The sequence below is a fragment of the Pseudomonas sp. BNK-7 genome, assembly GCF_048072025.1.
Taxonomy (GTDB): Bacteria; Pseudomonadota; Gammaproteobacteria; order Pseudomonadales; family Pseudomonadaceae; genus Aquipseudomonas; species Aquipseudomonas danubii.
This window is the reverse complement of the sequence record NZ_CP182252.1, coordinates 4,165,278-4,187,925: the sequence shown is the minus strand read 5'-3', so window position 1 is coordinate 4,187,925 and position 22,648 is coordinate 4,165,278. Positions and strand designations below refer to the sequence as shown.

Here is a 22,648-nt window from a genome sequence, read left to right as displayed (position 1 = left end):
GTCCCGATTCCGGGACCCGTTCCTTGCCTGATTGCCACGCTCAATCCAACCTCGAACGTCAGTCCTGCAACAGGCTGGTCAAACGCTCGCGAGAGGTCTCTGGCTCGCCTTCCACAGGCTGGGCAGAAGACAGGATGGGGGTGGAATAGAGCAACAGCAGAACCACAGCCAGACGCGTCAGCATGCTTTCGATCCTTGCTCGGGAAAGAGTCAATAATTCAGCGTCAAATTTAAACACATGGCTATGTGCCACTGCCAAGCATAATTTGTGCTGAGCCGCGTTTACATTCGAGGCTTTCACCTAAGTCGCGGATCATCTCCAGCAATGCCTTCACCCGCAGCGGCAAATTTCCGGCCGGGTACACCGCGTGCATCTGTGGGCTCTCACCGCTGCTGGAGGTGAGTTTGTACTCAGGACAAACCCGGATCAGGCGCCCCGCTGCCACTTCGGGCTCCGCCATCCAATCCGCCAAGCGGGCGATCCCGACGCCCGCCAGGGCTGCCTGGAATACCGCCAGACCGGAGCTGAAACGAAATTTGGGATGAACCCGAAAGCTGATGGCCTGCTCCTCACTGCGAAAATTCCACTCCTTGAGAATCCGTGGCGCCGTATGCAGGATCAGCGAATGCGCCTCCAGTGCCTCGATGGACTCGGGCATGCCGTTGCGCTCCAGGTAGCCGGGGCTGGCGTACAGATAACGTGAGTAACTCCAGAGCGCAAAGCCGATCAGGTCGCTGGATTGTGGAAACGCGCCGCGAATCGAGAAGTCCAGCTTGCTCTTGGCCGGATCGATGATCTCATCGGTGAAAATCACATCGATATTAACGTCTGGATAACGCTCGCAGTATTGCGCGATCAGCCGGGGCAATACCCCTTGTCCGAGAAACTCGGGGGCGGAAAAACGGATCCAGCCGGAGGCCAGGCCGCTGAGACCGGACAGGTCTTCATCCACCTCACGTTGCAGGTCGAGCATTTTGTACGCGTGGGGCAACAGGCATTCACCCGCTTCGGTCAAGCTCACGGCATTGGACGAGCGATTGAACAACTTGAGCCCCACACTTTCCTCCAGGGCTTGAACGGCACGGGTCAGCGCGCTGGGGGAGCGCCCCAGCGTCCGTGCCGCGGCGACGAAGCTGCGCTTGCGAGCCACGGTCGCGAAGGCTTCAAGTTCCCCCAACATATTCAATGCCACTGTCCACCTCATTGCATTTTTCACAACGCGGCATTGCAACACAAAAAAAGGCCCTTCCGTTAACCTTCCCGCTCAACCCACAAGGATGGGGCAAACAGGAGCGCAAGGACGTGTCAAAGCTGGATGAAGTAATCGGTAAAGCCGCAGCTTGTGTTGATGAAGTCACTCATGAATGGCTGGCAGAAAAATCAGTGACTTCGATCCGACGGGAGATACCGCAAATTCATCTGTCGCTCGAAGAACAACGCACACTTCAGGCCGGTCTGGCAGCGTTGGACGTGACCGATAGCGCCTCGGGTATCCGCCACATGCCGGCCCTGGGGCGGCTGCTGGAAAGTGCCCTGTGCCCGGAGAAAATCCAGCAGCTACGCAATTTTCCACAGGCCCGTGACGTGGCGATGATCGTCAGGGGGCTGCCGCTGGACCCGCAACTGCCGGCCACGCCCTATGACCTGGAGCCGGGTATCGAGAACGTATCGACGCTGGCCGGGGCTATCTTGTCCGTGCTGCAAACCCTGCAAACCCGCCCAGTGGCCTACGAGGGTGAAAGCGACGACACCGTATTCCGTCACGTTTCGCCCAAGCACAAGCGAGAGACCGAAAAGAGTTCCTATGGCTCGCGCGCTGACCTGGGCATGCACGTCGACAACCCTCACCTGCCTTTGACCTGCGAACCCGTCTCGCAGTTGTCGGCCTGTCCGGAGTACCTGTCCCTGACCGGCCTGCGCTGCGAGCTCGATGTGCCGACGCGCATCGTCGCCATTGACGAGGTGCTGGCCATTCTGCCGGCCTGTGTCGAAGAGGAATTGTTACGACCGAACTTCACTGTTCGCCGACCGGCCTCCTTCGGCAAACAGGGGAATGTGCTGGAAAACGTCCCCTTGCTGTACAGAAGCGCAACCGATGGCCTGTATTGCCGCTACAACAAAGCGAGTGTCGAAGCGACCTGCGCCAATGCGCAGTTTGCCCTCCAACTGTTCGCCGCCGCCGCCAATCATCCCGATGTCGTGCACCACATACTGCTGCAACCAGGGGACATGCTGATCTTCAAGAACCAGCAAACCCTGCATGCCCGAGATGGTTTTACCCCCCGTTACGACGGCCGTGATCGCTGGATGTTGCGGGTCTTCGGGGTCAATGATCCGGCACGCGTAGTGCCGCTGGCCCCTCATCAACCCTACATAGGCAGAGCCTGATTTCATGGTCGATATTGTCATCCTTTGCGTGTTCGCCTTCGCCGCCGGCCTGATCGATGCGGCGGTGGGCGGCGGCGGACTGATCCAGATTCCCGCGCTATTCAACGTGCTTCCCACCGCTCAACCGGCGGCGCTGCTGGGTACCAACAAGGTCGCGGCCGCCTGCGGCACTGCCTTTGCGGCCCGATCCTTCGTGCGCAAGGTGGTGATCAACTGGGGGCTTGTGATCCCCGCCGCCTGCGCGGCCTTTGTCATGGCCTTCTTCGGAGCCGCCACGGTGTCGTTCGTACCTCAGTCGATGATCCGGCCGGCGGTGCTGGTGTTGATTGTACTGATGGCGATCTACACCTTCTGGAAGAAAGATTTCGGCGCCCTGCACAAACCCATGCGCATCGGTACCAAGGAAAAACTGCTGGCGATCGTCATCGGCGGCGCCATCGGTTTCTATGATGGCCTGTTCGGTCCCGGCACTGGCAGCTTCCTGATCTTCCTGTTTATCCGCTGCTTCGCCTTCGACTTTCTGCATGCCTCGGCATCGGCCAAGCTGGTGAACATCGCGACCAACGTAGCGGCACTCATGTTCTTCATCCCAACGGGTAACGTGCTCTACCTGATCGCCATCCCCATGGCGGCATTCAACATCCTGGGCGCGCTCACTGGCACCTGGCTGGCCGTTCATAAGGGCGTGCCCTTTGTCCGGGCGCTATTCCTGGTGTTGCTGGTGATTCTGATCAGCAAACTGTCCTACGACATGCTCCTGTAAACCAGAGGAAAACTACATGCATCCGATGTTCGATCGCCTCGTGGCACTACTCGATGCCCGCTCAGCCTCCTACCGGGTGTTGATGCACGATGCCGAGGGCCAGTCGGCGCGCGTCGCCGAAATCCGTGGCACCGAGCCCGGCCAAGGCGCGAAGGCCATGCTTTGCTCCCTCAAGGGGCAGCCCGGACCCTATGCCCTGGTGATACTGCCGGGCGACCAGAAGCTGGACATGAAGAAAGTCGGAGCGGCCCTGGGCGGGAAAAAAGCCGAGCTGGTGAAGGCCGAAACCGCCATGGAACTGACCGGGTGCCGGATCGGCGCCATCCCTCCTTTTGTTTTCGATGAGCGGATTCAATTGATCGTCGATCCGGCCTTGACCACAGGCTATGCAGAAATAGCCTTCAACGCGGGGCGGCTGGATGCGTCGATGGTGCTTGATACGCAGGATTATCTGGCGATTGCCATGCCTCGATTGCTGGACATCAGCCAGGCCTGAACAAACCTTCCCCTTGCGCCCTCCTCTATGACATGCAGCAGACCTTGTCGATCGCAAGGTCGGCAAGCCATGCCGGCTTGGGCGCAAATCGTGTGGGGAACTCAGTGGCTACGGGACTACCTAGATATCGCGCTGGACATGCCAGGTGGCTAGCCAGCGCAGGCGTAACGCTAGCCGATCAGCCGTGGCTCTTGTGATCCAGGGCGGCGTAGAAGTTGGCGCTTTGTTGCAGGTACTTCTGGGTGTAGGTGTTGGTGGAGGATGTCTTGCGGCTGATTTCCACGTTGGCGCTGGCTGGCAGGGCCACGCTGGCGGAAATGGCGGAGGCGGCGATCACGGAGAAGAGATTGAAATTCATCGGTATAACCCTCGGATTCAGTTGGCTTGCTTGCCCGTGTGGGCTGTAGAGCAAACTTACTCCCGAGGGTTGGCGGGAAAAAATGCTTTGCGGCAGTAGCTATTATCAGCGTGATTGATAGAAGCAGTCAGGCCCCGTAACACGGGGCCTGCGGCTTATTGACGCACCAGGAACTTGATGTCGCTGGGGGCTTCGAAGGGCAGTTTCTGCACCGTCTTGCCGAGGAAACCGGTCTTGGCGTCACGTTCGATCACCACGATTTCATTGCTTTTCTGGTTGCCGATCAGCACGTAGCGATTGCTCGGATCGAGGCTGAACTCCCGCGGGTGATCGCCTTCCACGGAACGTCGCTGGATCTCCTTGAGCTGGCCATTGCTCGGGTCGATGGCGAACACCAGCAACTGGTTGGCCGTGCCACGGTTACTGACATACAGGTACTGGCCGTCCTTGGAGGCATGCAGGGCCGCCGCGGCCTTTTTCTCCTTGGAGCCATTGGCCGCCAGATCCAGCAACTGACGCTGGGTCAGCTTGCCGTCCTGATAGTCAAAGATCGCCACCTGGGCGCTCATCTCCAGGGTCAGGTAGGCACGCTTGCCATCGGCACTGAACAGCAAGTGGCGCGGGCCGCTGCCTGGGGGCAACTGGACAAAGGCCGGTTCGGCGGGCGTCAGCGGGTGCTCCGGATTGGCCTTGGGGTCATAGCGGTAGACAAAGATCTTGTCTGCCCCCAGGTCGTTGGCGAACACGAACCGGCCGTCCGGGGACGACACCGACGAATGCACGTGGGCCGACTGTTGGCGCTCGGGATCGACCCGGCTGCCCGGATGGCTGGTGAGCTGCACCACCGGCGACAGATGGCCGTCGGCGCTGACCGGCACCACCGCCAGGCTGCCGCCCGGGTCCACGTCCACCGAATAGTTGCTGACGAACAGGTAGTTGCCGTCGGCGCTCAGGCTGGAGTGAGTGGGCTCGTTGCCCTGGCTCTGCACCTGGTTGATCAGGTTCAGTTGATGGGTCTTGGGCGCCAGGCTGTAGCTGCTGACACGACCGATGGGGTCAACCTGCCCCGGGCTGTTTTCATTCACCACAAAGACGAATTTCTGGTCCTTGGACAGGGTCAGCCAGGACGGGTTGGAGCTCTTCACCACCTGCAACGGCTTGGCATCGATCCGCCCGGTCCCCTCGTTGAAACGCAGGCGATACAGGCCCTGGCTCTGCCCTTGGGTGTAGGAACCCACCAGCAGTTCCTGGGTCTGTGCCGGCGCGGCCTGGACCGCCATGGCACCAACGCTGCCGGCCATCAACAGCGGCCAGAAATTACGCATCTTCATGCTCACTCTCCTCTTCGTCGCGGGCACTGAACGCGCTCATGCACACCAGGCGGTGCTCGCCGGAATCAGCGACCAGGGTCCAGCTCTGCAGCGCCTGATCAAAAGTCGCGGCCTGCACCTGGGCCAGGGTAAAGCTCCAGCGCTTGGCGGCACGGCCATCCATGCACTCGATCAGCAGGCGCTGCTCGTCGAGGGTGAAGTCGAAGGCGTGCAGGCCGTCGATTTCCAGCATGTCGCAGGCTTCAAGGGCGGTGAGCAAGGTGTCGGTAGCAGCGGTCATAGCAATCAATCATCAATTGGAAAGGCGCAATCATAGCTGATCGGCGCCCAAGGATCGGGCCCGTATTGCGCCCAGTCATCACTCGCCGCCGGTGTGGCCTGCGGGCACTGTCGAAGGGGTCTGGCCATGCCCTGCGGCGCCAGCCTGTTCATGCCCTGGGAGCTGGCATGAAAAAGCCGCACCCGAGGGCGCGGCTTGGTGTTCAAAACGCCTGGATCAGTGAGCGAACAGCGAGTTGCCCTTCTGCCCCGCCAGCTTCTCCGGCTTGATCAGGAACCGCGCCAGGGCCGGCAGCAGCCACAGGGCACCGAACATGTTCCACAGCAGCATGAAGGTCAGCATCAGGCCCATGTCGGCCTGGAACTTGATCGCCGAGAAGATCCAGGTGCACACGCCGATGGCCAGGCACAGGCCGGTGAACAGCACCGCCTTGCCGGTGGAACGCAGGGTCTGGTAGTAGGCCTCCTGCAACGGCAGTCCAGCACGCAGGAAGCTTTCCAGACGGCTGTAGATATAGATGCCGTAGTCGACCCCGATGCCCACCCCCAGCGCCACCACCGGCAAGGTCGCGACCTTGACGCCGATGCCCATGAAGGCCATCAACGCGTTGCCCAGCACCGAGGTCAGCACCAGCGGCAGGACGATGCACAGGGTCGCCGCCCAGGAGCGGAAGGTGATCATGCACATGCCGGCCACACAGATGTACACCAGGATCAGGATGGTCAGCTCGGATTCCTTGATCACCTCGTTGGTGGCCGCCTCGATCCCGGCGTTGCCGGCGGCGAGGATGAACTCCAGGCCATCCTTGTTGTGCTGCGCGGCGAATTCCTGCACCGCATGCACCGCGCGGTCCAGGGTCGCGGCCTTGTGGTCATTGAGGAACACCAGCACCGGCGCCAGGGAGCAGTTGTTGTTGTACAGGCCATCGGCCCGGGCAATGGAGTTGTTGAGCACATCGGGGTTGCGCGACAGGGTTTCCCATTTCAGGTTGCCCTCGTTCATGCCCTTGATCATCTGCTTGGACACGGTCACCAGGGAGATCGCCGACTGCACGCCCTCGGTGTTCTGCATCTTCCACATCAACTCATCGATGGGGGCCATGGCTTCATAGCGCGAACAGCCTTCGGACGCGGTCTTGACCATCACCACCAGCACGTCGGAGCTGGTGGAGTAGTTGCTGATGATGAAGTTGTTGTCCTTGTTGTAGCGCGAGTCGGGACGCAGCTCCGGCGCGCCCTGGTCGAGGTCGCCGATCTTCAGGTTCTGGCTGTACCAGAGGCCGCCGCCAAAGGCCAGCAGGGCCAGGCCAATGGAGATCGGCGCCACTTTGGGGCTGGCAAAATTCGACAGCAGGCGCCAGAACGGATGCTCGCGGGAGGCATCCTTCTTGCTGCGTTCGATGGCGCGCTTGCTGATGCCGACGTAGGAAATCGCCACTGGCAGCAGGATCAGGTTGGTGAACACGATCACCGCCACACCGATGGAGGCACCGATGGCCAGCTCGCGGATCACCCCGATATCGATGATCAGCAACGTGATGAAGCCCACGGCGTCGGCGAGAATGGCGATCATCCCTGGCAGGAACAGTTGGCGGAAGGTCCGCCGCGCCGCGGTCAGGGCGTTGTCGGCGTCACTGGACTGCAGGGCGATACCGTTGATCTTCTGCACCCCGTGGGAGATGCCGATGGCGAAAATCAGGAACGGCACCAGCATCGAGTACGGGTCCAGGCCAAAGCCGAAGGCATGCATCAGCCCCAACTGCCAGACCACCGCCACCAGAGTAGTGATCAGCACCGCGATGGTGCTGCGGATGCACCAGGTGAACCAGTACAGCAGCACCAGGGTGATGATGAAGGCCACGCCGAAGAACATCACCACCATGATCAGGCCATCGATCAGGTCGCCGACCTTCTTGGCGAAGCCGACAATGTGGATCTTCACATTGGGGTTCTGCGCTTCGAACTTGTCGCGGATCTTTTCTTCCAGCTGATGGGAGAACTTCTGGTAGTCCAGGGCCAGCAGCTTGCCCTGGTCCTGAGGGTCCGGGTAGGACTCCAGCAACGGGATGTCGACGATGCTGGATTTGAAATCGTTGGCCACCAGGCGCCCGACCTGGCCGGACTTGAGGACGTTGTTGCGCAACTGGTCGAGGCTTTCGGGCGAGCCGTTATAGCTCTGGGGAATCACCTCGCCACCGGCGAAACCCTCTTCGGTCACCTCGGTCCAGCGCACGCTGGGGCTCCACAGCGACTTGAGCCCGGAGCGGTCGACGCCAGAGATGTAGAACACCTCGTCGTTGATCTGCCGCAGGGTCTCCATGTACTCCTGGGTGAAGATGTCGCCGTCGCGGGCTGCCACCGAGATACGCACGGTGTTGCCCAGGTTGGCCAGGTCGTTGCGGTGCTCCATCATCCGCTCGATGAACGGGTGCTTGAGCGGGATCATCTTTTCGAAACTGGTGGAAGGCCGAATCAGGGTCGCCTGCCAGAACAGAAAAGCGCTGACCAAGAGGCAAATGAAGATCACTGCCGGGCGGTTGTTGAAAATCAGGCGTTCGAGAAAGTTCGCCTTGTCCTGGTGATGACTGCTCATGGAATTCCCCACCTTCTTATTATGTGCCCGGCTTATTTGCCGACGTCAGCGCCGGTTGCCGCAGAGATCCGCACCCCGCCCTGCCCGGCCAGGATCAGCTTGCCATTGCCGGCAGCGGTCACCGCCGACAGCGAGAGGCGGTCCGCACGGTTGAATACGCTGAAGGTCTGGCCGTGGTCGGTACTGCGGATCACGCTGCCGCCGTTGCCGACGATCACCAGCGAGCCGTCGTCCAGCAAGGTAGCACCCGACAGGCCGAACTCCAGGGCGCCACGGGCAGCGTTCAACTCCACCTGCTCCCAGGTGTTGCCGAAATCCGTGGAACGATAGAGATTGCCCCGCAGGCCGAACACCAGCAGGGTCGCCGGCTGGCCGGTAGCGATCACGCCGAACAGCGAGCCTTCATAGGGACCTTCGAGGCGTTCCCAGGTCTGCCCGTCATCGGCGGAGCGGAACAGGCTGCCCTGCTCGCCGACGATGAACAGTCCGGAATCCTTGACCTGGGCAATGGCGTTGAGGTGGAACTGGTCTTCGTTGTCCAGGCGATCGCTGACGTCTTCCCAGTGCTGGCCACCGTCGGTGGTTTCCAGCAAGGCGCCATAGGCACCGACGGCGTAGCCGTTGCGGGTGTCCTTGAACCAGACATCGAGCAAGGGCGCTTCACGCTTGAGGTCCTGGAACTGCCGACTCCAGGTGACACCGCCATCGGTGCTGGCCAGGACCTGGGCATCGTGGCCCACCGCCCAGCCGTGCTGGTCATCGACAAAATACACCGCGGTCAGCAGTTGCCGGGTGGGCACCTTGGCCTGCACCCAGGACGCTCCCTGATCGTCGGAATAGAGAATGTGCCCGCGATCGCCCACGGCCACCAGGCGCTTGCCGGCGTGGACCACATCGAGCATCAGGCTTTTCGCCGCCTTGGGCGATTCGATGGAATAGACAGTATCCGCTGCGGTGGCAGCGGCCAGGACCGGTGTCGACAGCGTCACGACACCCAACAGCGAGAGCGCTGTAGCCAGCAATGCGAACGTGCGCAGCGCCGGCGGGCGGCCAACAACTACACCCATGACAGGCTCACTCATAGACCATTCCCCCATTATTATTGTCAGGTCATTTGACCTCTCAGGGCGCCTTCAGGGGTTTTCGATGCCTGGACCGACCGTGAAGATCGTCCTGAAACCTGCACTCTAGAGCCCCTTCAGCTGCGGGCTATCCTATCGGGCTTTGGAAAGGTCTGACAATCAACGCCACGTTATCTTTTGTTAATCACCGCGTCTGGCCAGGCCCCTGAATGCTCGGGCATTCGCTGGGCTGATCGATGCTCCTCTGCAGCAGGCGAGGAAGCGTTGATACCGGTACGAAAAGCTTGTCAATCTAGCTGAGGTTTGCGCGACCTGTCGGCGTGTAGCGCCGGTACACGACCAAAGGCTGATCCAGGGCATAAGCCGCTGCTACCCAGTGTTGACTATGATGAGCTGCGTGGGTGGCGAGCCCGATGACCTTCAGGAGTGACGCATGATTGCCATACGCGAGGCGTGGAAGGCTGGCTTGCTCGGCCCCCGGCACTGGGCTCGCAACCTGGTGGCCGGGGTGATTGTCGGCGTGGTGGCGCTGCCCCTGGCCATGGCGTTTGCCATCGCCTCCGGGGTCAAGCCGGAACAGGGCATCTACACCGCCATCGTCGGTGGCCTGCTGGTGTCGCTGTTCGGCGGCAGTCGCTTGCAGATCGCCGGCCCCACCGGGGCCTTTATCGTGATTCTCGCCGGGGTCACCGCCAAATACGGGGTCGACGGCCTGCAACTGGCGACCATGATGGCCGGGATCATCCTGTTCCTGCTGGGCATCAGCCGCCTGGGCGCCCTGATCAAATTCATCCCCGACCCAGTGATTCTCGGCTTCACCGCCGGGATCGGGGTGATCATCTGGGTCAGCCAGTGGAAAGACTTTTTCGGCCTGCCCGCCGTCCAGGGCGAACACTTCCACCAGAAGCTCTGGCACCTGCTGCAAGCCCTTCCCGAACTGCATCTGGCCACCACCCTGCTGGCCTTGCTCAGCCTGACGCTGCTGTTGTGGGTACCCAAGATCCCCACGCTCAAGCGCCTGCCGGCGCCGCTGGTGGCCATGGTCCTGGCCACCGCCTTGCAGTCACTGTTCCAGTTCCAGGGCGTGGCCACCATCGGCAGTGCCTTTGGCGGCATTCCCCAGGGCTTGCCGACCCTGCAACTGCCCGAGATCAGCCTGCCACGGATACTCGACCTGATAGGACCGGCCTTCGCCATCGCCATGCTCGGAGCCATCGAATCGCTGTTGTCGGCGGTGGTGGCCGACGGCATGGCTGGCACCCGCCACGACTCCAATCAGGAACTGATCGGCCAGGGCATCGCCAACCTGGCCACGCCGCTGTTTGGCGGGTTCGCCGCCACGGGTGCCATTGCTCGCACCGCCACCAACATCCGCAACGGCGGCAGCAGCCCGCTGGCCGGCATCACCCACGCCGTGGTGCTGGTGCTGATCATCCTGTTTCTCGCGCCGCTGGCGGCCAATATCCCGTTGTGCGCCCTGGCGGCGATCCTGTTCGTGGTGGCCTACAACATGAGTGAGCTGCACCACTTCAAGCGCATGGTGCAGCGCGCGCCCCGGGCGGATGTGGCAATCCTGCTGTGCACCTTTGTGCTGACGGTGTTCAGTGATCTGGTGATTGCGGTGAACATCGGGGTGATCCTGGCGATGCTGCATTTTCTGCGGCGCATGGCCTCCTCGGTGGAGGTGCAGCAGGTGGTGGGGGAGGATCTGGAGAACGAATTGCGCGGCAAAGGACGCGGGCACCTGCCTGCTGGGGTGCTGATCTATACCATCGAAGGCCCCCTGTTCTTTGGCGCTGCCGAAACCTTTGAACGGGCCCTGGCCCAGACCCATAGCGATCCCAGGCTGCTGATCATCCGCCTCAAGCATGTGCCGTTCATGGATATCACTGGGCTGCAGACCCTGGAGGAAGTGATAGGTCAGCTGCACAAGCGCGGGATCGTGGTGAAACTGTGCGAAGCCAACCTGAAGGTGCATGCCAAGCTTGAGCGCGTGGGCATCCTGCACGCCATTGGCGCGCAGAACTATCACCGCGACTTGAGCAGCGCACTGCCCCCCCTGTAGCCGCTGCCGCAGGCTGCGAACGGTCTGGGCGGCACTGCGTCCGATCTCAAGACCGGCAGAGGTGTGACAGCGATCGCCAAGCAAGGTCCTGCGGACCTTGGCGCAGCTTCGCAGGCTCAGCAGCGGCTACAGGTGTAGCCGCTGCCGCCGTCAGGCGAGGCTTTTGCTGACCACTTCGAACACGTCGCTGGAGAGATCGCCGGAGGCACGGATGCGCTCCAGTTCGCCCTTCATCAGCGCCTGGCGGGCGCTGTCGTATTTGCGCCAGCGAGTCAGTGGTGCCAGTTGCCGCGAGGCAATCTGCGGGTTGAAGCCGTTGAGCTGGATCACCAGATCCGCCAGGAAGCGATAACCCGAACCATCCGCCGCATGGAAGTTGATCAGGTTCTGCCCGGCAAAGGCCCCCACCAACGCCCGCACCTTGTTCGGGTTCTTGAGATTGAACGCCGGGTGCTGCATCAGCGCCTTGACCCGCTCCAGGCCGCCCGGCAACGGGCTGCCGGCCTGGACGCTGAACCACTGGTCCATGACCAGGGCGTTGTCCTTGAAGTTCTCGGCGAACACTGCCAGAGCCTGGGTCTTCTCGGCCTCGAACGGCGAGTTGACCAGCACCGCCAGGGCGGTGAGGCGCTCGGTCATGTTGTCGGCGCTGTCGAACTGCTCGATGGCCGCCGCCAGCACTTCGGGCTTGTGGGTGAGCATCAGGTATGACAGGGCAATGTTCTGCAGTGCGCGACGGGCGAAATGCTCGGACTCGGCCACGTAGGCCGTGGCCTTGGACACTGACCGGTTGGTCTGGTAACGCTTCCACAACGCATCGAACAGGCTGTCAGCCAGTTGCTGGCGAGCAAACTCGCGCGCTGCATGGATCGCCTCGACATCCGCCACTTCGCTGATCTCGGTCAGATAGGCCTCGCCCGGCAGGGACAGCATTTCCGCGACCATGGCCTGGTCCAGGCTGTCATCCGCCAGCACGGTGCCCAGGGCGGTCACCAGACGCTCGTCCATCACCAGCGCCTGCCCCTGCTGATGCTGGGCAATCAGTTCTTGCAGCACTTGCACGGCCAACTGCTGGCCGGCGTCCCAACGGTTGAAACCGTCGCTGTCGTGCTGCATGAGGAACATCAGCTGGTCGCGGTTGTAGGGGAAGCTCAGCTTCACCGGCGCCGAGAAGCCGCGCAGCAGCGAAGGCAGCGGCTGTTCGGTGATGTCGACGAAGGTGAAGGTCTGCTCGGCCTCGGTCACCGAGATCACCCGGGAAGTTCCCTGGGCGGCGTTTTCGCCGGACAGGCGCAGGGCCATGCCCGCCCCTTTCGAGTCCAGCAGGCCCAGCTCCACCGGGATCACGAACGGCAGTTTCTCCACCTTGTCCGGGGTCTGCGGGCAGCTCTGGCGGAAGGTCAGGCTGTAGGTCTTGGCGGCGGCGTCGTAGGACTCGCTGACCGCCAGCCGTGGCGTACCAGCCTGGCTGTACCAGCGTTTGAACTGGGTCAGATCGACGCCATTGGCATCTTCCATGGCCTTGACGAAGTCGTCACAGGTCACGGCCTGACCGTCATGGCGCTCGAAGTACAGGTCACTGCCCTTACGGAAACCTTCAGCCCCGAGCAAGGTGTGGATCATGCCCACCACTTCCGAACCCTTTTCGTACACGGTCAGGGTGTAGAAGTTGGAAATCTCGATAAAGCTTTCCGGGCGCACGGCATGGGCCATGGGGCCGGCGTCTTCGGCGAACTGGTGGGTGCGCAGGTAGGCCACGTCCTGAATGCGCTTGACGGTGCGCGAGTTCATGTCCGAGGAGAAACCGGCATCGCGGAACACCGTGAAGCCTTCCTTGAGCGAGAGCTGGAACCAGTCGCGGCAGGTCACGCGGTTGCCCGACCAGTTGTGGAAGTATTCGTGGGCAACGATGGCCTCGACCCGCTGGTGGGCGGCGTCGGTGGCGGTTTCGGCACGGGCCAGCACGGCGCTGGAGTTGAAGATGTTCAGGCCCTTGTTTTCCATGGCGCCCATGTTGAAGTCGTTGACCGCAACGATCATGAAGATGTCCAGGTCGTATTCACGGCCGTAGGTCTCTTCGTCCCAGCGCATGGACTTTTTCAGGCTGTTCATGGCGTGCTGGCACTTGTCGATGTTTTCCGGCTCGACATAGATGCGCAGCGCCACATCGCGGCCGCTCTGGGTGCGGAAGCTGTCTTCCACGCACCACAGGTCGCCGGCCACCAGGGCGAACAGGTAGGCGGGTTTCATGAACGGGTCTTCCCAGGTCGCCCAGTGCCGGCCGTCTTCACCGGGGCCGCTGGCAATCGGGTTACCGTTGGACAGCAGCACCGGGTAGCGGTGCTGCTCGGCCACCACGGTGGTGGTGAACTTGCTCATCACATCCGGGCGGTCGAGGTAATAGGTGATCTTGCGAAAGCCCTCGGCTTCGCACTGGGTGCAGAACATGCCACTGGACTTGTACAGGCCTTCCAGGGCGGTATTGCTTTCCGGGTGGATCTTCACGCTGGTGTCCAGGGTGAAGCTGGCGCTGGTGGGGTGCAGGGTCAGGTGGCTGTCGTCCAGCTGGTAGTCGTCAGCACTCAGCGGCTGATCGGCGAGGCTCACCGATAGCAGCTCCAGCTGCTGGCCATCCAGCACCAGCGGCGGCAGCCCGGCGCCACGGGCCGGATTGCGACGCATCACCAGCTGCGCATGGACCAGGCTGTGGTCCTCGAACAACTCGAAGGTCAGGTGGGTCTCGTCGATCAGGTACTCGGGGGCCTGATAGTCCTTCAGGTAGATCATCTTCGGTTGATCGGTGCGCATGGCGAATTCCTTCTACTGATGCACGGCGAGCTGGTAGGCCGTGTACTTACGAATGTTGATCACGCCGGTGTCGAAGATCAGGTACTGGCCCTTGATCCCCAGCAGCGTGCCTTCGGCAATCGGGTTCTTGTCCAGGTTGAAGCTGACGATCTTGGCCGGGTACTGCTCGACCGGGTAACGGATTTCCAGGGGCTCGATATCGGTCACCGGCTGAATCGCCTGCAGGCCGAAACGCTCCTGCAGGGCCAACAGGCCCTCGGCGCAGGATTCAAACAGTTGCTCGCGCACCGCCACCAGGTCCACCGCCTGGGCATCGCCCTTGAGCAAGGCACGCCAGTTGGTCTTGTCCGCCACCTGGGAGCGCAACAGATCCTCGACGAAGCCCGATTGCTGGCGGGTCGCCACGCGCATGATCGGCAGCGCCTGGCTGGCGCCCTGGTCGAGCCAGCGGGTCGGCAACTGGGTGGCGCGGGTGATGCCGACCTTGATCCCCGAGGAGTTGGCCAAATAGACCACGTGATCGGTCATGCAGAACTGCTCGCCCCAGGACGGCTCGCGGCAGGTGCCGGCGTCGTAGTGGCAACGTTCCGGACTCATGATGCAGATATCGCACTGGGCCAACTTGGTCATGCACGGATAGCAGTAACCCTGGCTGAAACTGGTCTTGGTCTTGCGCCCGCAGTGGGTGCAGTGGATCGCCCCCAGGTATTCCAGGCGCACCCGGGTACCGATCAGGGGGTTGACTGGCACCTCGCTGTCACCCAGGCGAAAAGCGTACTGAACATTCGGCCCGTCCAGGCGTGCCGACATTTTGCTGATGGAGCCGCGGCCAATCTCGATCAATGGATGGCATCCGACTTGAACAGGATGTTCGGCACCGGCGCCGACTTCGAAGCGCATTCCTGCGGGCCCATGTAGCCGGTGCGCTGGTCCTCGGGCAGGTTCTGCATTTCCCAGGCGATCATCGCCTGCAGAGACAGCTCGCGCTGCTCGGCGGTGAGTTTGCGGCCATCGGACCATTTACCGATCTCTACCGCCAGCTTCAGGCTCTGGTAGATCTCGGGGGTGATGTTTTCGATCATTTCGACAAAGGACGACATACAAGACTCCAGCGTTCAAAGGGCCAGTTTACGGCGACTGTACAAGCCGCCCAACAAACCAGTAAGGCAACCGACGAGCAGCCCGCCGACGTGGGCGGCGTTGGCGATTTCGCCGAAACCGATCATCGACACCAGCCCGGACAGGCACAGCAGCAACCACACCAGCATCATCACCAGCACGCCCCGGGGCAGGCGGTAGATGGGGTTGGGGGACAGCAATTGGTAGATCCAGCAATGCCCGAGCAGACCGTAGAGCACCCCGGACAGGCCGCCGAACAGGGTCGGGCCACTGAAATAGTATTGGGCGTAGTTGGACACCAGGCTGAACAGCAGGGTCAAGCCCAGCAGGTTGATGCTGCCCTGGCGCAACTCGATACGCCGCCCCAGCTCCCAGTACCACATGCCGTTCATGGCGATGTGCAGGATGCCGAAGTGGATCAGCATCGGCGTCACCAGGCGCCACCACTGCCCCGCCGCCAGGCTGTCGGCCAGGGAACTGAACTGGATGTAGTCGCCGACCACGCGGAACTCGAGGAAGGTAAACCAGCCGAGGGTTTGCAGGTTGTCCCCCAGCAGGGTGATGCCGCACACCGCCAGGCTCAGCAGCAGGATCAGCGCGGTCATCGGGCTGCGGCGCAACTGCTCCCCCAGGCCGACGCGGGCCGGGGTGGCCGCCTGCGGAATATCCAGTTGCTGCTCGGGATCGCCCTGGGGAAAGCGCTGGTACAGGCCCCGCACATCCTCACTGATGGATTCCGGCACCCAGAGCACCTGCTCGCCGGCCTCCTCACTGACCCGGTGCGGCACCTGCATGCGCTGCAGCAGCTTGACGAAGCCACTCAGATCCGTGGCCAGGGGCAGACGCAAAACCGCTACCGCGCTCATCGCAACACCTCGGGCCGCTCGACGTCGACCCAGACAAATTTATTCGGGTCCAGGCGGGTTTCCTGGTCCAGGCGATACGCGGCGAGCTTGCCGTAGAGCACCGCGCTGTAATCCAGGCACGCCAGGTTGGGCCGGATCGGCGCCGGCTTGCCGCTGCGCCAGTAGTGGCCGACGAACAGCATCGGTTCGTCGGCGCCGTAGCGCAGCAGGCTGTTTTTCTCGGCCGGGGACAACGGCGTGCGCGCCACCGGATCGGGCAAGGCATCGGGCTGGAAGACGATGTCGCCGTAGGTCTGCGGGTCGTCTTCCCAGAACTTGGTGCGGAAGAACGCCCGGGTCAGGCCGTCGCCACTGGTCATGGTCAGGCCGTGGGGCAGGCGCATGTCGGTGCCGCGCAGCAGGCGATCGAAGGCGGTGCTGGCAAAACTGTCGGGCAGCGCCGAGGCCTGGAGGAACTCGCGGTCGATGCAGCCGTTGGGGTACTGCTGGCGCAGCGGGGCGATCAGGCCCGCATCCCAGCAGGCGTGCACCACGCGAAAGCGCCCGGCGTCGACGAACAGCGGCAGTTCATAGAACCACTCGAGGAAGTCGTGCCAGTCGCCCGGGTGGTGTTCGAACTGGGTCAGGGTCTCGTGGATCAGCCGGGCATGGCGCGGCGTGTGTTCACGCACGAACTGCTTGCCACTGCCGGCCGCCGCCGGAGTGCTCCAGCCCAGGGCGTTGAACTCATGGTTGCCCATGATGCACAGCGCCTGACCAGCTTCGACCATGTCGTGGACGATATGCAGGGATTCACGGATTCGCGGGCCGCGGTCGATGATGTCACCGAGGAACACCGCCATGCGCGACGGATGCCGCCAGACGCCGCCCTGCTTGTGGTACCCGAGCCGATCCAGCAAGTGCTCCAGGGTCAGGGCGCAACCGTGCACGTCACCGATCAGGTCGTAGCTACGCGCGGGATCGAGCATCAGTCGCCTCCACCGCCCAGTCGGCTGCCCCAGCCGAGTTTGGTCCGACAGACCTCGTAGTAGTTGTGGTCCAGCGGATGGATCAGGCGCAGCTTCTGCGCCTTCTTGCTGACCGTGATGGTGTCGCCCGGGGCACAGGTGAAGTGGTTCTGCCCGTCACAGGAGACTTGCGGATAGATCTGCATATCTTTGGACACGACGATTTTCAGCTCACTGTTGCCATCGACCACGATCGGCCTTCCAGACAAGGTATGGGGGTACATCGGCACAATCACAATGGCATCCAGCTTGGGGTGCATGATCGGACCGCCGGCGGACAGCGCGTAGGCCGTGGAACCGGTAGGAGTGGCGACGATCAGGCCGTCGGCCTTCTGGCTGCAGACGAACTGGCCGTCGATGTAGATCTCGAACTCGATCATCCGCGTCGACTTGCCCGGGTGCAGCACCACGTCGTTGAGCGCATCGCCCTGGCCAATGGCCTCGGCGTGACGGCGGACTTCGGCCTGCAGCAGGAAGCGGTTTTCCACCAGGTAGTGGCCGTCGAGCACCTCGGCGACCTTGACTTCCAGCTCATCGGGGCGGATGTCGGTGAGAAAGCCCAGGCTGCCGCGGTTGATCCCCAGCACCGGAATATTGTGCCGGGCCAGGGCCCGGGCGGCGCCCAGCAGGCTGCCGTCGCCGCCGACCACGATGACCATGTCGCAGACCTCGCCCAACAGCTTGCGCGAGGAGGTCTGCAGACCGTGGCCCGGCAGCACTTCGGCGATGGTGTCTTCAAGGATCACGTGCAGGTGGCGCGCCAGCAGAAACTTCTTCAGTCGGCGAACTGTGTCCAGCACCTGGGAACTGCCCAGGCGACCGATAATGCCGATATTGCGAAACTGCTCCATGGGGCTCCTGCGGAATTCGGGTACGGGCGAAACGGAGGATTATGGGCGAAACCCGGCGTTAGACAAAATCCTTTCAGCCACTGGCGCTTAGGAGCGGGCGATGCAACTGCGAGTGGCACGCATTTATCGCGAACGCCACAGGTTTGCGTCTATGCTCGCAAGATGCTCCTGTTCCCGGATTTGCTCAGCCTCCCCCGCCAGTTGCGTCAACCTGAAGTCCGCGACCTCGCCTGGGTCATCCTCGCGCCGCCGATGCTCAGCCATACGCCCTGGCCACAGCGCCACCCCCTGGCCGGCAGCGACTGGGTGCTGGCGCCACAACTGCTGGCCCACTGGCTGCGATGCCAGGATCTGGACAGCCGCGCCTTGCGCCATTGGCTGAATCAGGGGCGGACCCGGCGCCTGGGCCTGTACTACGAACGCCTCTGGCAATTTGCCGTGCAGCATGCACCGGGGGTGGAACTGCTGGCGGCCAACCTGCCGATCCGCCGTGAGGGGCACACCCTCGGTGAACTGGACATGCTGCTGCGCGACCGCGAAGGCGTGCATCACCTGGAGCTGGCGATCAAGCTGTACCTGGGCCCGCAGCACGGCAACGGCCGCGACAGCGCGCAATGGCTTGGCCCGGGCTGCCACGACCGCCTGGACCGCAAGCTGGCGCACCTGGACGAGCACCAACTGCCGATTTCCGCCCGCGCCGAAAGCCGCGAAGCCTTGGCGGCGCTGGACATCCAGCAGTTCAGCGCCCACCTGTGGCTGGGGGGCTACCTGCTCTATCCCTGGCCGGGCCACGCCGAACCGCCTCAAGGCGCTCACCCGCAGCACCTGCGAGGGCGCTGGCTGCACCAGCGGGACTGGCCCGCCTTCATCGCCCAGAGCGCACCCGGGCGTTGGCAGCCCCTGCCCCGCCACGCCTGGCTGGCTCCGGCTCACTATCCGGCCGAACAGGCCTGGACGGCCGGGCAACTGCAGCAATGGCTTGCAGAACTGGACGCCCAGGCCCCGGCGCAACTGCTGGTACGGCTGGTGGAAACAGCCGAAGGGGGCTGGGAAGAAGCCGAACGCCTGTTCCTGGTGGCCGACCTCTGGCCCAACGTCCCCGCAACCCAGCCCCTTGCGCCCAGAGCCCAACCTGCGTAGGCGCTGGCGTGCCAGCGAAAGTCCTCCCCCGCCGGGCACACATCTCCCGCCCCCTTCGCCGGCAAGCCGGCTCGGTGGGGTTTCGCTATGCCAGGGAAAGCCGCAACGCCAGGGCCGCCAGGGTCACCAGCAGCACCGGCAGTGTCAGCACGATGCCGACCCGGAAGTAATAACCCCAGCCAATATGGATGCCCTTGCGTTCAAGCACATGCAGCCAAAGCAATGTGGCCAGGCTGCCGATGGGGGTGATTTTCGGCCCCAGGTCGCTGCCAATGACATTGGCGTAGATCATCGCTTCCTTGACCACTCCGGTGGCCTGACTGGCATCGATGGACAAGGCAGCGATCAGCACCGTGGGCAAATTGTTCATCACCGATGACAGCCCCGCCGTCAGCAATCCGGTGCCCAGCGCCGCCCCCCAGACGCCACCAACGGCAAAGCCGTCGAGCCAGCCCGCCAGGTACCCGGTCAGCCCGGCATTGCGCAAGCCATAAACCACCAGATACATGCCCAAGGAGAAAATCACGATCTGCCATGGCGCTTCCTTGAGCACTTTGCGGGTGGAGATCTTGTGCCCACGCGCCGCGATCACCAGCAGCAAGGTGGCGCATACCGCGGAAATGGCGCTGATGGGAATCCCCAGCGGCTCCAGGGCAAAACAGCCCAGCAGCAGGATCAGCAGCACCCACCAGCCGGCGATGAAGGTCGCCCGGTCATGGATGGCGCTGCTGGGTTCGGCCAACTGGCGCGGATCGTATTCTTCGGGGATGTCCCGGCGGAAAAACCACAGCAGCACCGCCAGGGTCGCCGCGACGCTCACCAGATTGACCGGCAGCATCACCGCCGCATAACGGTTGAAACCTATCTCGAAGAAGTCCGCCGAGACGATGTTCACCAGGTTCGACACCACCAGCGGCAAGCTTGCAGTGTCGGCGATGAAGCCGGCCCCCATGACGAAAGCCAGGGTCGTGGCGGCAGAAAAGCGCAAGGCCAGCAGCATGGAAATGACGATGGGCGTGAGGATCAGCGCCGCGCCGTCGTTGGCAAACAGTGCCGACACCAGGGCTCCCAACAGCACCATGAAGGCGAACAGCCGTCGCCCCCTGCCCCGCCCCCAGCGCGCCACATGCAGGGCCGCCCAGGCGAAGAACCCGGCCTCGTCCAGCAGCAGGCTGATGATGATCAGCGCAACGAAGGTGCCGGTGGCGTTCCAGATGATCTGCCACACCACCGGGATGTCGGCCAGTTGCACCACGCCGCACAACAGGGCCAGGAGCGCGCCGAACACCGCGCTCCAACCGACGCCCAGGCCTTTGGGCTGCCAGATCACCAGGGTAATGGTCAGCAAGAAAATCGATACTGCAATCAACATGACTAAGACATCTTGAATAAAGAGGGGGCTAGCGCAGGAGCTGGCTTGCCAGCGACCGTGCACCTGAGGCTGATACAAGCCCCAGGAGCCCGTTCGCCGGCAAGCCGGCGCCTACCACAGCAGGAGAATGTGGGTGACAGACAGCACTCAAGCCTTCTTGTGCTGCTCGACCCATTGGCCGTAGGCGGTGATGAAGTTCTGCAGGAACGGCCGGGTCGCTTCCGACAGCTTGCCCGCTTCGTCGAACGCCGAGCCGGCGCCGCCCAGGTAGGCTTCAGGCTGCTGCATGCACGGCACATTGAGGAATACCAGGGATTGGCGCAGGTGGTGGTTGGCACCGAAGCCGCCGATGGCCCCGGGGGAAACGCTGATCACCGCTCCGGGCTTGCCGCTCCAGGCACTTTTGCCATAGGGACGCGAACCGACGTCGATGGCGTTCTTCAGGGCTGCCGGTACCGAGCGGTTGTACTCCGGGGTGACGAACAGTACCGCATCGGCAGCGCCGATCTGTTCGCGAAAGCGGGTGTAGGCCGCGGGAGGCGTCACGTCGATGTCTTCGTTGTACAGCGCCAGATCGCCAATCTCGACGATGCTCAACTGCAGGTTCGCCGGCGCCAGCTCGGCCAGCGCCAGGGCTACCTTGCGATTCAGGGATTGTTTTCTCAGACTGCCGACCAGCACTGCGACTTTGTAGACATTGCTCATTGCATTCCAACCCTTGGCTTGAAGAAGGTGTTAGTTATAGATGAGCCTGGGGGTCGCCTGCTACCCCACACAAACCATTTCCCTGCATAAGCTCCAAGACCTGGGAGGCCGTGCGCTGCGACGGCGGATTATTTTTTCCGGCCGGCAAAACTTACCTTGCACACGTCGGGTCTACAGCACCGAATTTGCGTGTTTTATCTCCAGAGGCTCTAAAGATGGCAGCAGTACTTGTCGGACAATTCCATGCAAGAGATGCCGAGGGACGGGTGTATTCAGTGCACGAGTTCCAGGAATCCATGCCCGCAGAGGGCGACCAGGCCAGCTCGGAGCCCGTTACCACCTACCGCCTGGCCATTGGCGACCGGGTCAAGAAGCTCGATGACAATCAATTCCTGCTGGTGCAATCGGACGTCACCATCGTGCGGGAGCCGGAAACCTATGTCAGTGAGTGATCATGCCCGCCGGCCCGGACTTGGGGTAGGATTCAACGCCTGACTCCCTAACCGGCTGGACATGGACTTCAAGCATGCGTTTACGTCATATCGAAGTGATTCAGGCGCTCCTGCAAACCGCCCACCTGGGCACCGCCGCCGAGCTGCTGCAACTCTCGGTGGCTGAAGTCGAAGCCCTGCTACGCGATGCCGAAAGCCAATTGGGGTTCATGCTGTTCGCCAGCGTGCGCGGGCGCTTGCAGGCCACTCGCGAAGCCCGGGAATTGCAACCGGCAATCAACCGGGTGTACGACGCTTTCGAACCGGTACAACGCCTGGCTGACAGCCTGAGGTTTCATCAGGCACCGCCTTTGCGCATCGTCGGCACGCCCCCTCTGGTCCAGCAACTGCTGCCTCAATGCATCGCGGCCCTGCGCCGGCGCTTCGCCGATACGCCCTGCAGCCTCCTCAGCCAGAGCACCCGCGACATGGTCCACAGCCTGCTGCTGCACGACTGTGACCTGGGCCTGAGCCTGCATGACCCCGAACACCCGGACATCCACAGCCAGGCCCTGGCTCAGGGCAAGCTGTTTTTGCTGGCGCCCCATGGCTGGCTGCAACCCAAACAGAAATACGTGGCCCTGCAGGAGCTGGCGGGCCAGGCCATGGTGGGCCTGGAGGGCCAGGACCCGCTGAGCGTGATACTCACCAGCAAGCTGCAGAATCTGCGGCCAAGCCCGGTAATCCAGACCCGGGTACAGACCTACCAGATGATGCGCAGCCTGGTGGAGGCCGGTGAGGGCCTGGCTATCGTCGACCCGTTCACCGCCGTGGGTGCCCGTGGCGCCGGGCTCGATGCCTGCCCCTTGTCACCCCCCATCAGTGTCACGCTGTACGCCTTGCGCCGCAGTTCCGGCGAGGACTCGCCCCTGCTCGGCGCCCTGCTGGAACTGCTGACCGAGCAGGCCGAAACGCTGCTGGCCGGCTAGGACC

22 protein-coding genes are annotated in these 22,648 nt (G+C 62.7%); 7 read left to right on the top strand and 15 right to left on the bottom strand.

Going from position 1 to position 22,648, the window contains the following annotated elements; genetic code table 11:
* Positions 1 to 58: 58 nt before the first annotated feature.
* Together ACMGF8_RS19520 and ACMGF8_RS19515 are read right to left on the bottom strand one after the other, a co-directional pair.
* Positions 59 to 184 (bottom strand): hypothetical protein, encoded by a 126-nt coding sequence (locus ACMGF8_RS19520; RefSeq protein ID WP_016965043.1) that lies wholly within the window; start codon positions 182 to 184, stop codon positions 59 to 61.
* 58 nt (positions 185 to 242) lie between these two features.
* Positions 243 to 1,193: a LysR family transcriptional regulator gene (locus ACMGF8_RS19515; protein ID WP_102865207.1), complete on the bottom strand. Its 951-nt coding sequence runs from the start codon at positions 1,191 to 1,193 to the stop codon at positions 243 to 245.
* On the opposite strand from ACMGF8_RS19515, the gene ACMGF8_RS19510 reads away from it, so the two are divergent.
* The 3 genes from ACMGF8_RS19510 to ACMGF8_RS19500 are packed head-to-tail and all read left to right on the top strand — an operon-like array spanning position 1,187 to position 3,648.
* The gene (locus ACMGF8_RS19510) at positions 1,187 to 2,389 is read left to right on the top strand and encodes a TauD/TfdA family dioxygenase (protein ID WP_242553930.1); all 1,203 of its coding nucleotides are present in this window, start codon (positions 1,187 to 1,189) and stop codon (positions 2,387 to 2,389) included. The two genes, ACMGF8_RS19515 and ACMGF8_RS19510, sit on opposite strands and share 7 nt — an antisense overlap.
* A 4-nt stretch (positions 2,390 to 2,393) precedes the next feature.
* Positions 2,394 to 3,152 carry a sulfite exporter TauE/SafE family protein gene (locus ACMGF8_RS19505; protein ID WP_102865209.1) on the top strand — a complete coding sequence of 253 codons (759 nt, stop codon included), beginning with the start codon at positions 2,394 to 2,396 and terminating at the stop codon, positions 3,150 to 3,152.
* Between the two features lie 16 nt (positions 3,153 to 3,168).
* The gene (locus ACMGF8_RS19500; RefSeq protein ID WP_080963096.1) at positions 3,169 to 3,648 is read left to right on the top strand and encodes a YbaK/prolyl-tRNA synthetase associated domain-containing protein; all 480 of its coding nucleotides are present in this window, start codon (positions 3,169 to 3,171) and stop codon (positions 3,646 to 3,648) included.
* Between the two features lie 178 nt (positions 3,649 to 3,826).
* Here ACMGF8_RS19500 and ACMGF8_RS19495 read toward each other — a convergent pair whose 3' ends face one another.
* The 5 genes from ACMGF8_RS19495 to ACMGF8_RS19475 form a co-directional block, all read right to left on the bottom strand.
* Positions 3,827 to 4,006 (bottom strand): hypothetical protein, encoded by a 180-nt coding sequence (locus tag ACMGF8_RS19495; protein WP_102865210.1) that lies wholly within the window; start codon positions 4,004 to 4,006, stop codon positions 3,827 to 3,829.
* Positions 4,007 to 4,161: 155 nt separating this feature from the next.
* Positions 4,162 to 5,337 (bottom strand): lactonase family protein, encoded by a 1,176-nt coding sequence (locus ACMGF8_RS19490; RefSeq protein ID WP_416756981.1) that lies wholly within the window; start codon positions 5,335 to 5,337, stop codon positions 4,162 to 4,164.
* Positions 5,324 to 5,617, bottom strand: a complete 294-nt coding sequence (locus ACMGF8_RS19485; protein WP_102865212.1) for a DUF5629 family protein — start codon at positions 5,615 to 5,617, stop codon at positions 5,324 to 5,326. Before ACMGF8_RS19485 ends, ACMGF8_RS19490 begins: the two co-directional genes overlap by 14 nt.
* Before the next feature lie 216 nt (positions 5,618 to 5,833).
* A complete protein-coding gene (locus tag ACMGF8_RS19480) occupies positions 5,834 to 8,209 on the bottom strand; it encodes an efflux RND transporter permease subunit (protein WP_207167811.1) in 2,376 nt (791 codons plus the stop codon).
* A 32-nt stretch (positions 8,210 to 8,241) separates the two neighbouring features.
* On the bottom strand, positions 8,242 to 9,291 hold the full coding sequence (locus tag ACMGF8_RS19475) for a WD40/YVTN/BNR-like repeat-containing protein (protein WP_102865214.1): 1,050 nt from the start codon (positions 9,289 to 9,291) through the stop codon (positions 8,242 to 8,244).
* Positions 9,292 to 9,724: 433 nt separating this feature from the next.
* Here ACMGF8_RS19475 and ACMGF8_RS19470 point away from each other — a divergent pair, with 433 nt between their 5' ends.
* Positions 9,725 to 11,356: a SulP family inorganic anion transporter gene (locus ACMGF8_RS19470; protein ID WP_416756980.1), complete on the top strand. Its 1,632-nt coding sequence runs from the start codon at positions 9,725 to 9,727 to the stop codon at positions 11,354 to 11,356.
* Positions 11,357 to 11,506: 150 nt separating this feature from the next.
* On the opposite strand, the gene pepN is transcribed toward ACMGF8_RS19470, so the two are convergent.
* The 6 genes from pepN to ACMGF8_RS19440 are packed head-to-tail and all read right to left on the bottom strand — an operon-like array spanning position 11,507 to position 18,007.
* Positions 11,507 to 14,164, bottom strand: coding sequence for an aminopeptidase N (pepN, locus tag ACMGF8_RS19465; protein ID WP_416756979.1), 2,658 nt, complete (start codon positions 14,162 to 14,164; stop codon positions 11,507 to 11,509).
* A 12-nt stretch (positions 14,165 to 14,176) separates the two neighbouring features.
* Complete coding sequence (locus tag ACMGF8_RS19460) at positions 14,177 to 15,007, bottom strand: DUF2797 domain-containing protein (protein ID WP_102865217.1); 831 nt, start codon at positions 15,005 to 15,007, stop codon at positions 14,177 to 14,179.
* Complete coding sequence (locus ACMGF8_RS19455) at positions 15,004 to 15,264, bottom strand: YeaC family protein (RefSeq protein WP_011061566.1); 261 nt, start codon at positions 15,262 to 15,264, stop codon at positions 15,004 to 15,006. Before ACMGF8_RS19455 ends, ACMGF8_RS19460 begins: the two co-directional genes overlap by 4 nt.
* Before the next feature lie 15 nt (positions 15,265 to 15,279).
* The gene (locus ACMGF8_RS19450) at positions 15,280 to 16,149 is read right to left on the bottom strand and encodes a rhomboid family intramembrane serine protease (protein WP_102865218.1); all 870 of its coding nucleotides are present in this window, start codon (positions 16,147 to 16,149) and stop codon (positions 15,280 to 15,282) included.
* Positions 16,146 to 17,120, bottom strand: a complete 975-nt coding sequence (locus tag ACMGF8_RS19445; RefSeq protein ID WP_416760335.1) for a metallophosphoesterase — start codon at positions 17,118 to 17,120, stop codon at positions 16,146 to 16,148. Before ACMGF8_RS19445 ends, ACMGF8_RS19450 begins: the two co-directional genes overlap by 4 nt.
* On the bottom strand, positions 17,117 to 18,007 hold the full coding sequence (locus ACMGF8_RS19440) for an NAD(+) kinase (protein WP_007920913.1): 891 nt from the start codon (positions 18,005 to 18,007) through the stop codon (positions 17,117 to 17,119). Before ACMGF8_RS19440 ends, ACMGF8_RS19445 begins: the two co-directional genes overlap by 4 nt.
* A 162-nt stretch (positions 18,008 to 18,169) precedes the next feature.
* Here ACMGF8_RS19440 and ACMGF8_RS19435 point away from each other — a divergent pair, with 162 nt between their 5' ends.
* Positions 18,170 to 19,147 carry a DUF1853 family protein gene (locus ACMGF8_RS19435; protein WP_180988627.1) on the top strand — a complete coding sequence of 326 codons (978 nt, stop codon included), beginning with the start codon at positions 18,170 to 18,172 and terminating at the stop codon, positions 19,145 to 19,147.
* 85 nt (positions 19,148 to 19,232) lie between these two features.
* On the opposite strand, the gene ACMGF8_RS19430 is transcribed toward ACMGF8_RS19435, so the two are convergent.
* Both ACMGF8_RS19430 and ACMGF8_RS19425 read right to left on the bottom strand, forming a co-directional pair.
* A complete protein-coding gene (locus ACMGF8_RS19430; RefSeq protein ID WP_102865220.1) occupies positions 19,233 to 20,519 on the bottom strand; it encodes an arsenic transporter in 1,287 nt (428 codons plus the stop codon).
* A gap of 147 nt (positions 20,520 to 20,666) precedes the next feature.
* Entirely contained in the window at positions 20,667 to 21,224 is a 558-nt protein-coding gene (locus ACMGF8_RS19425) for an NADPH-dependent FMN reductase (protein WP_102865221.1), read from the bottom strand.
* 215 nt (positions 21,225 to 21,439) lie between these two features.
* Here ACMGF8_RS19425 and ACMGF8_RS19420 point away from each other — a divergent pair, with 215 nt between their 5' ends.
* Positions 21,440 to 21,676, top strand: coding sequence for a hypothetical protein (locus ACMGF8_RS19420; protein WP_102865222.1), 237 nt, complete (start codon positions 21,440 to 21,442; stop codon positions 21,674 to 21,676).
* 74 nt (positions 21,677 to 21,750) lie between these two features.
* Positions 21,751 to 22,644 carry a LysR family transcriptional regulator gene (locus tag ACMGF8_RS19415; protein WP_102865223.1) on the top strand — a complete coding sequence of 298 codons (894 nt, stop codon included), beginning with the start codon at positions 21,751 to 21,753 and terminating at the stop codon, positions 22,642 to 22,644.
* The last annotated feature ends 4 nt before the right edge of the window (positions 22,645 to 22,648 follow it).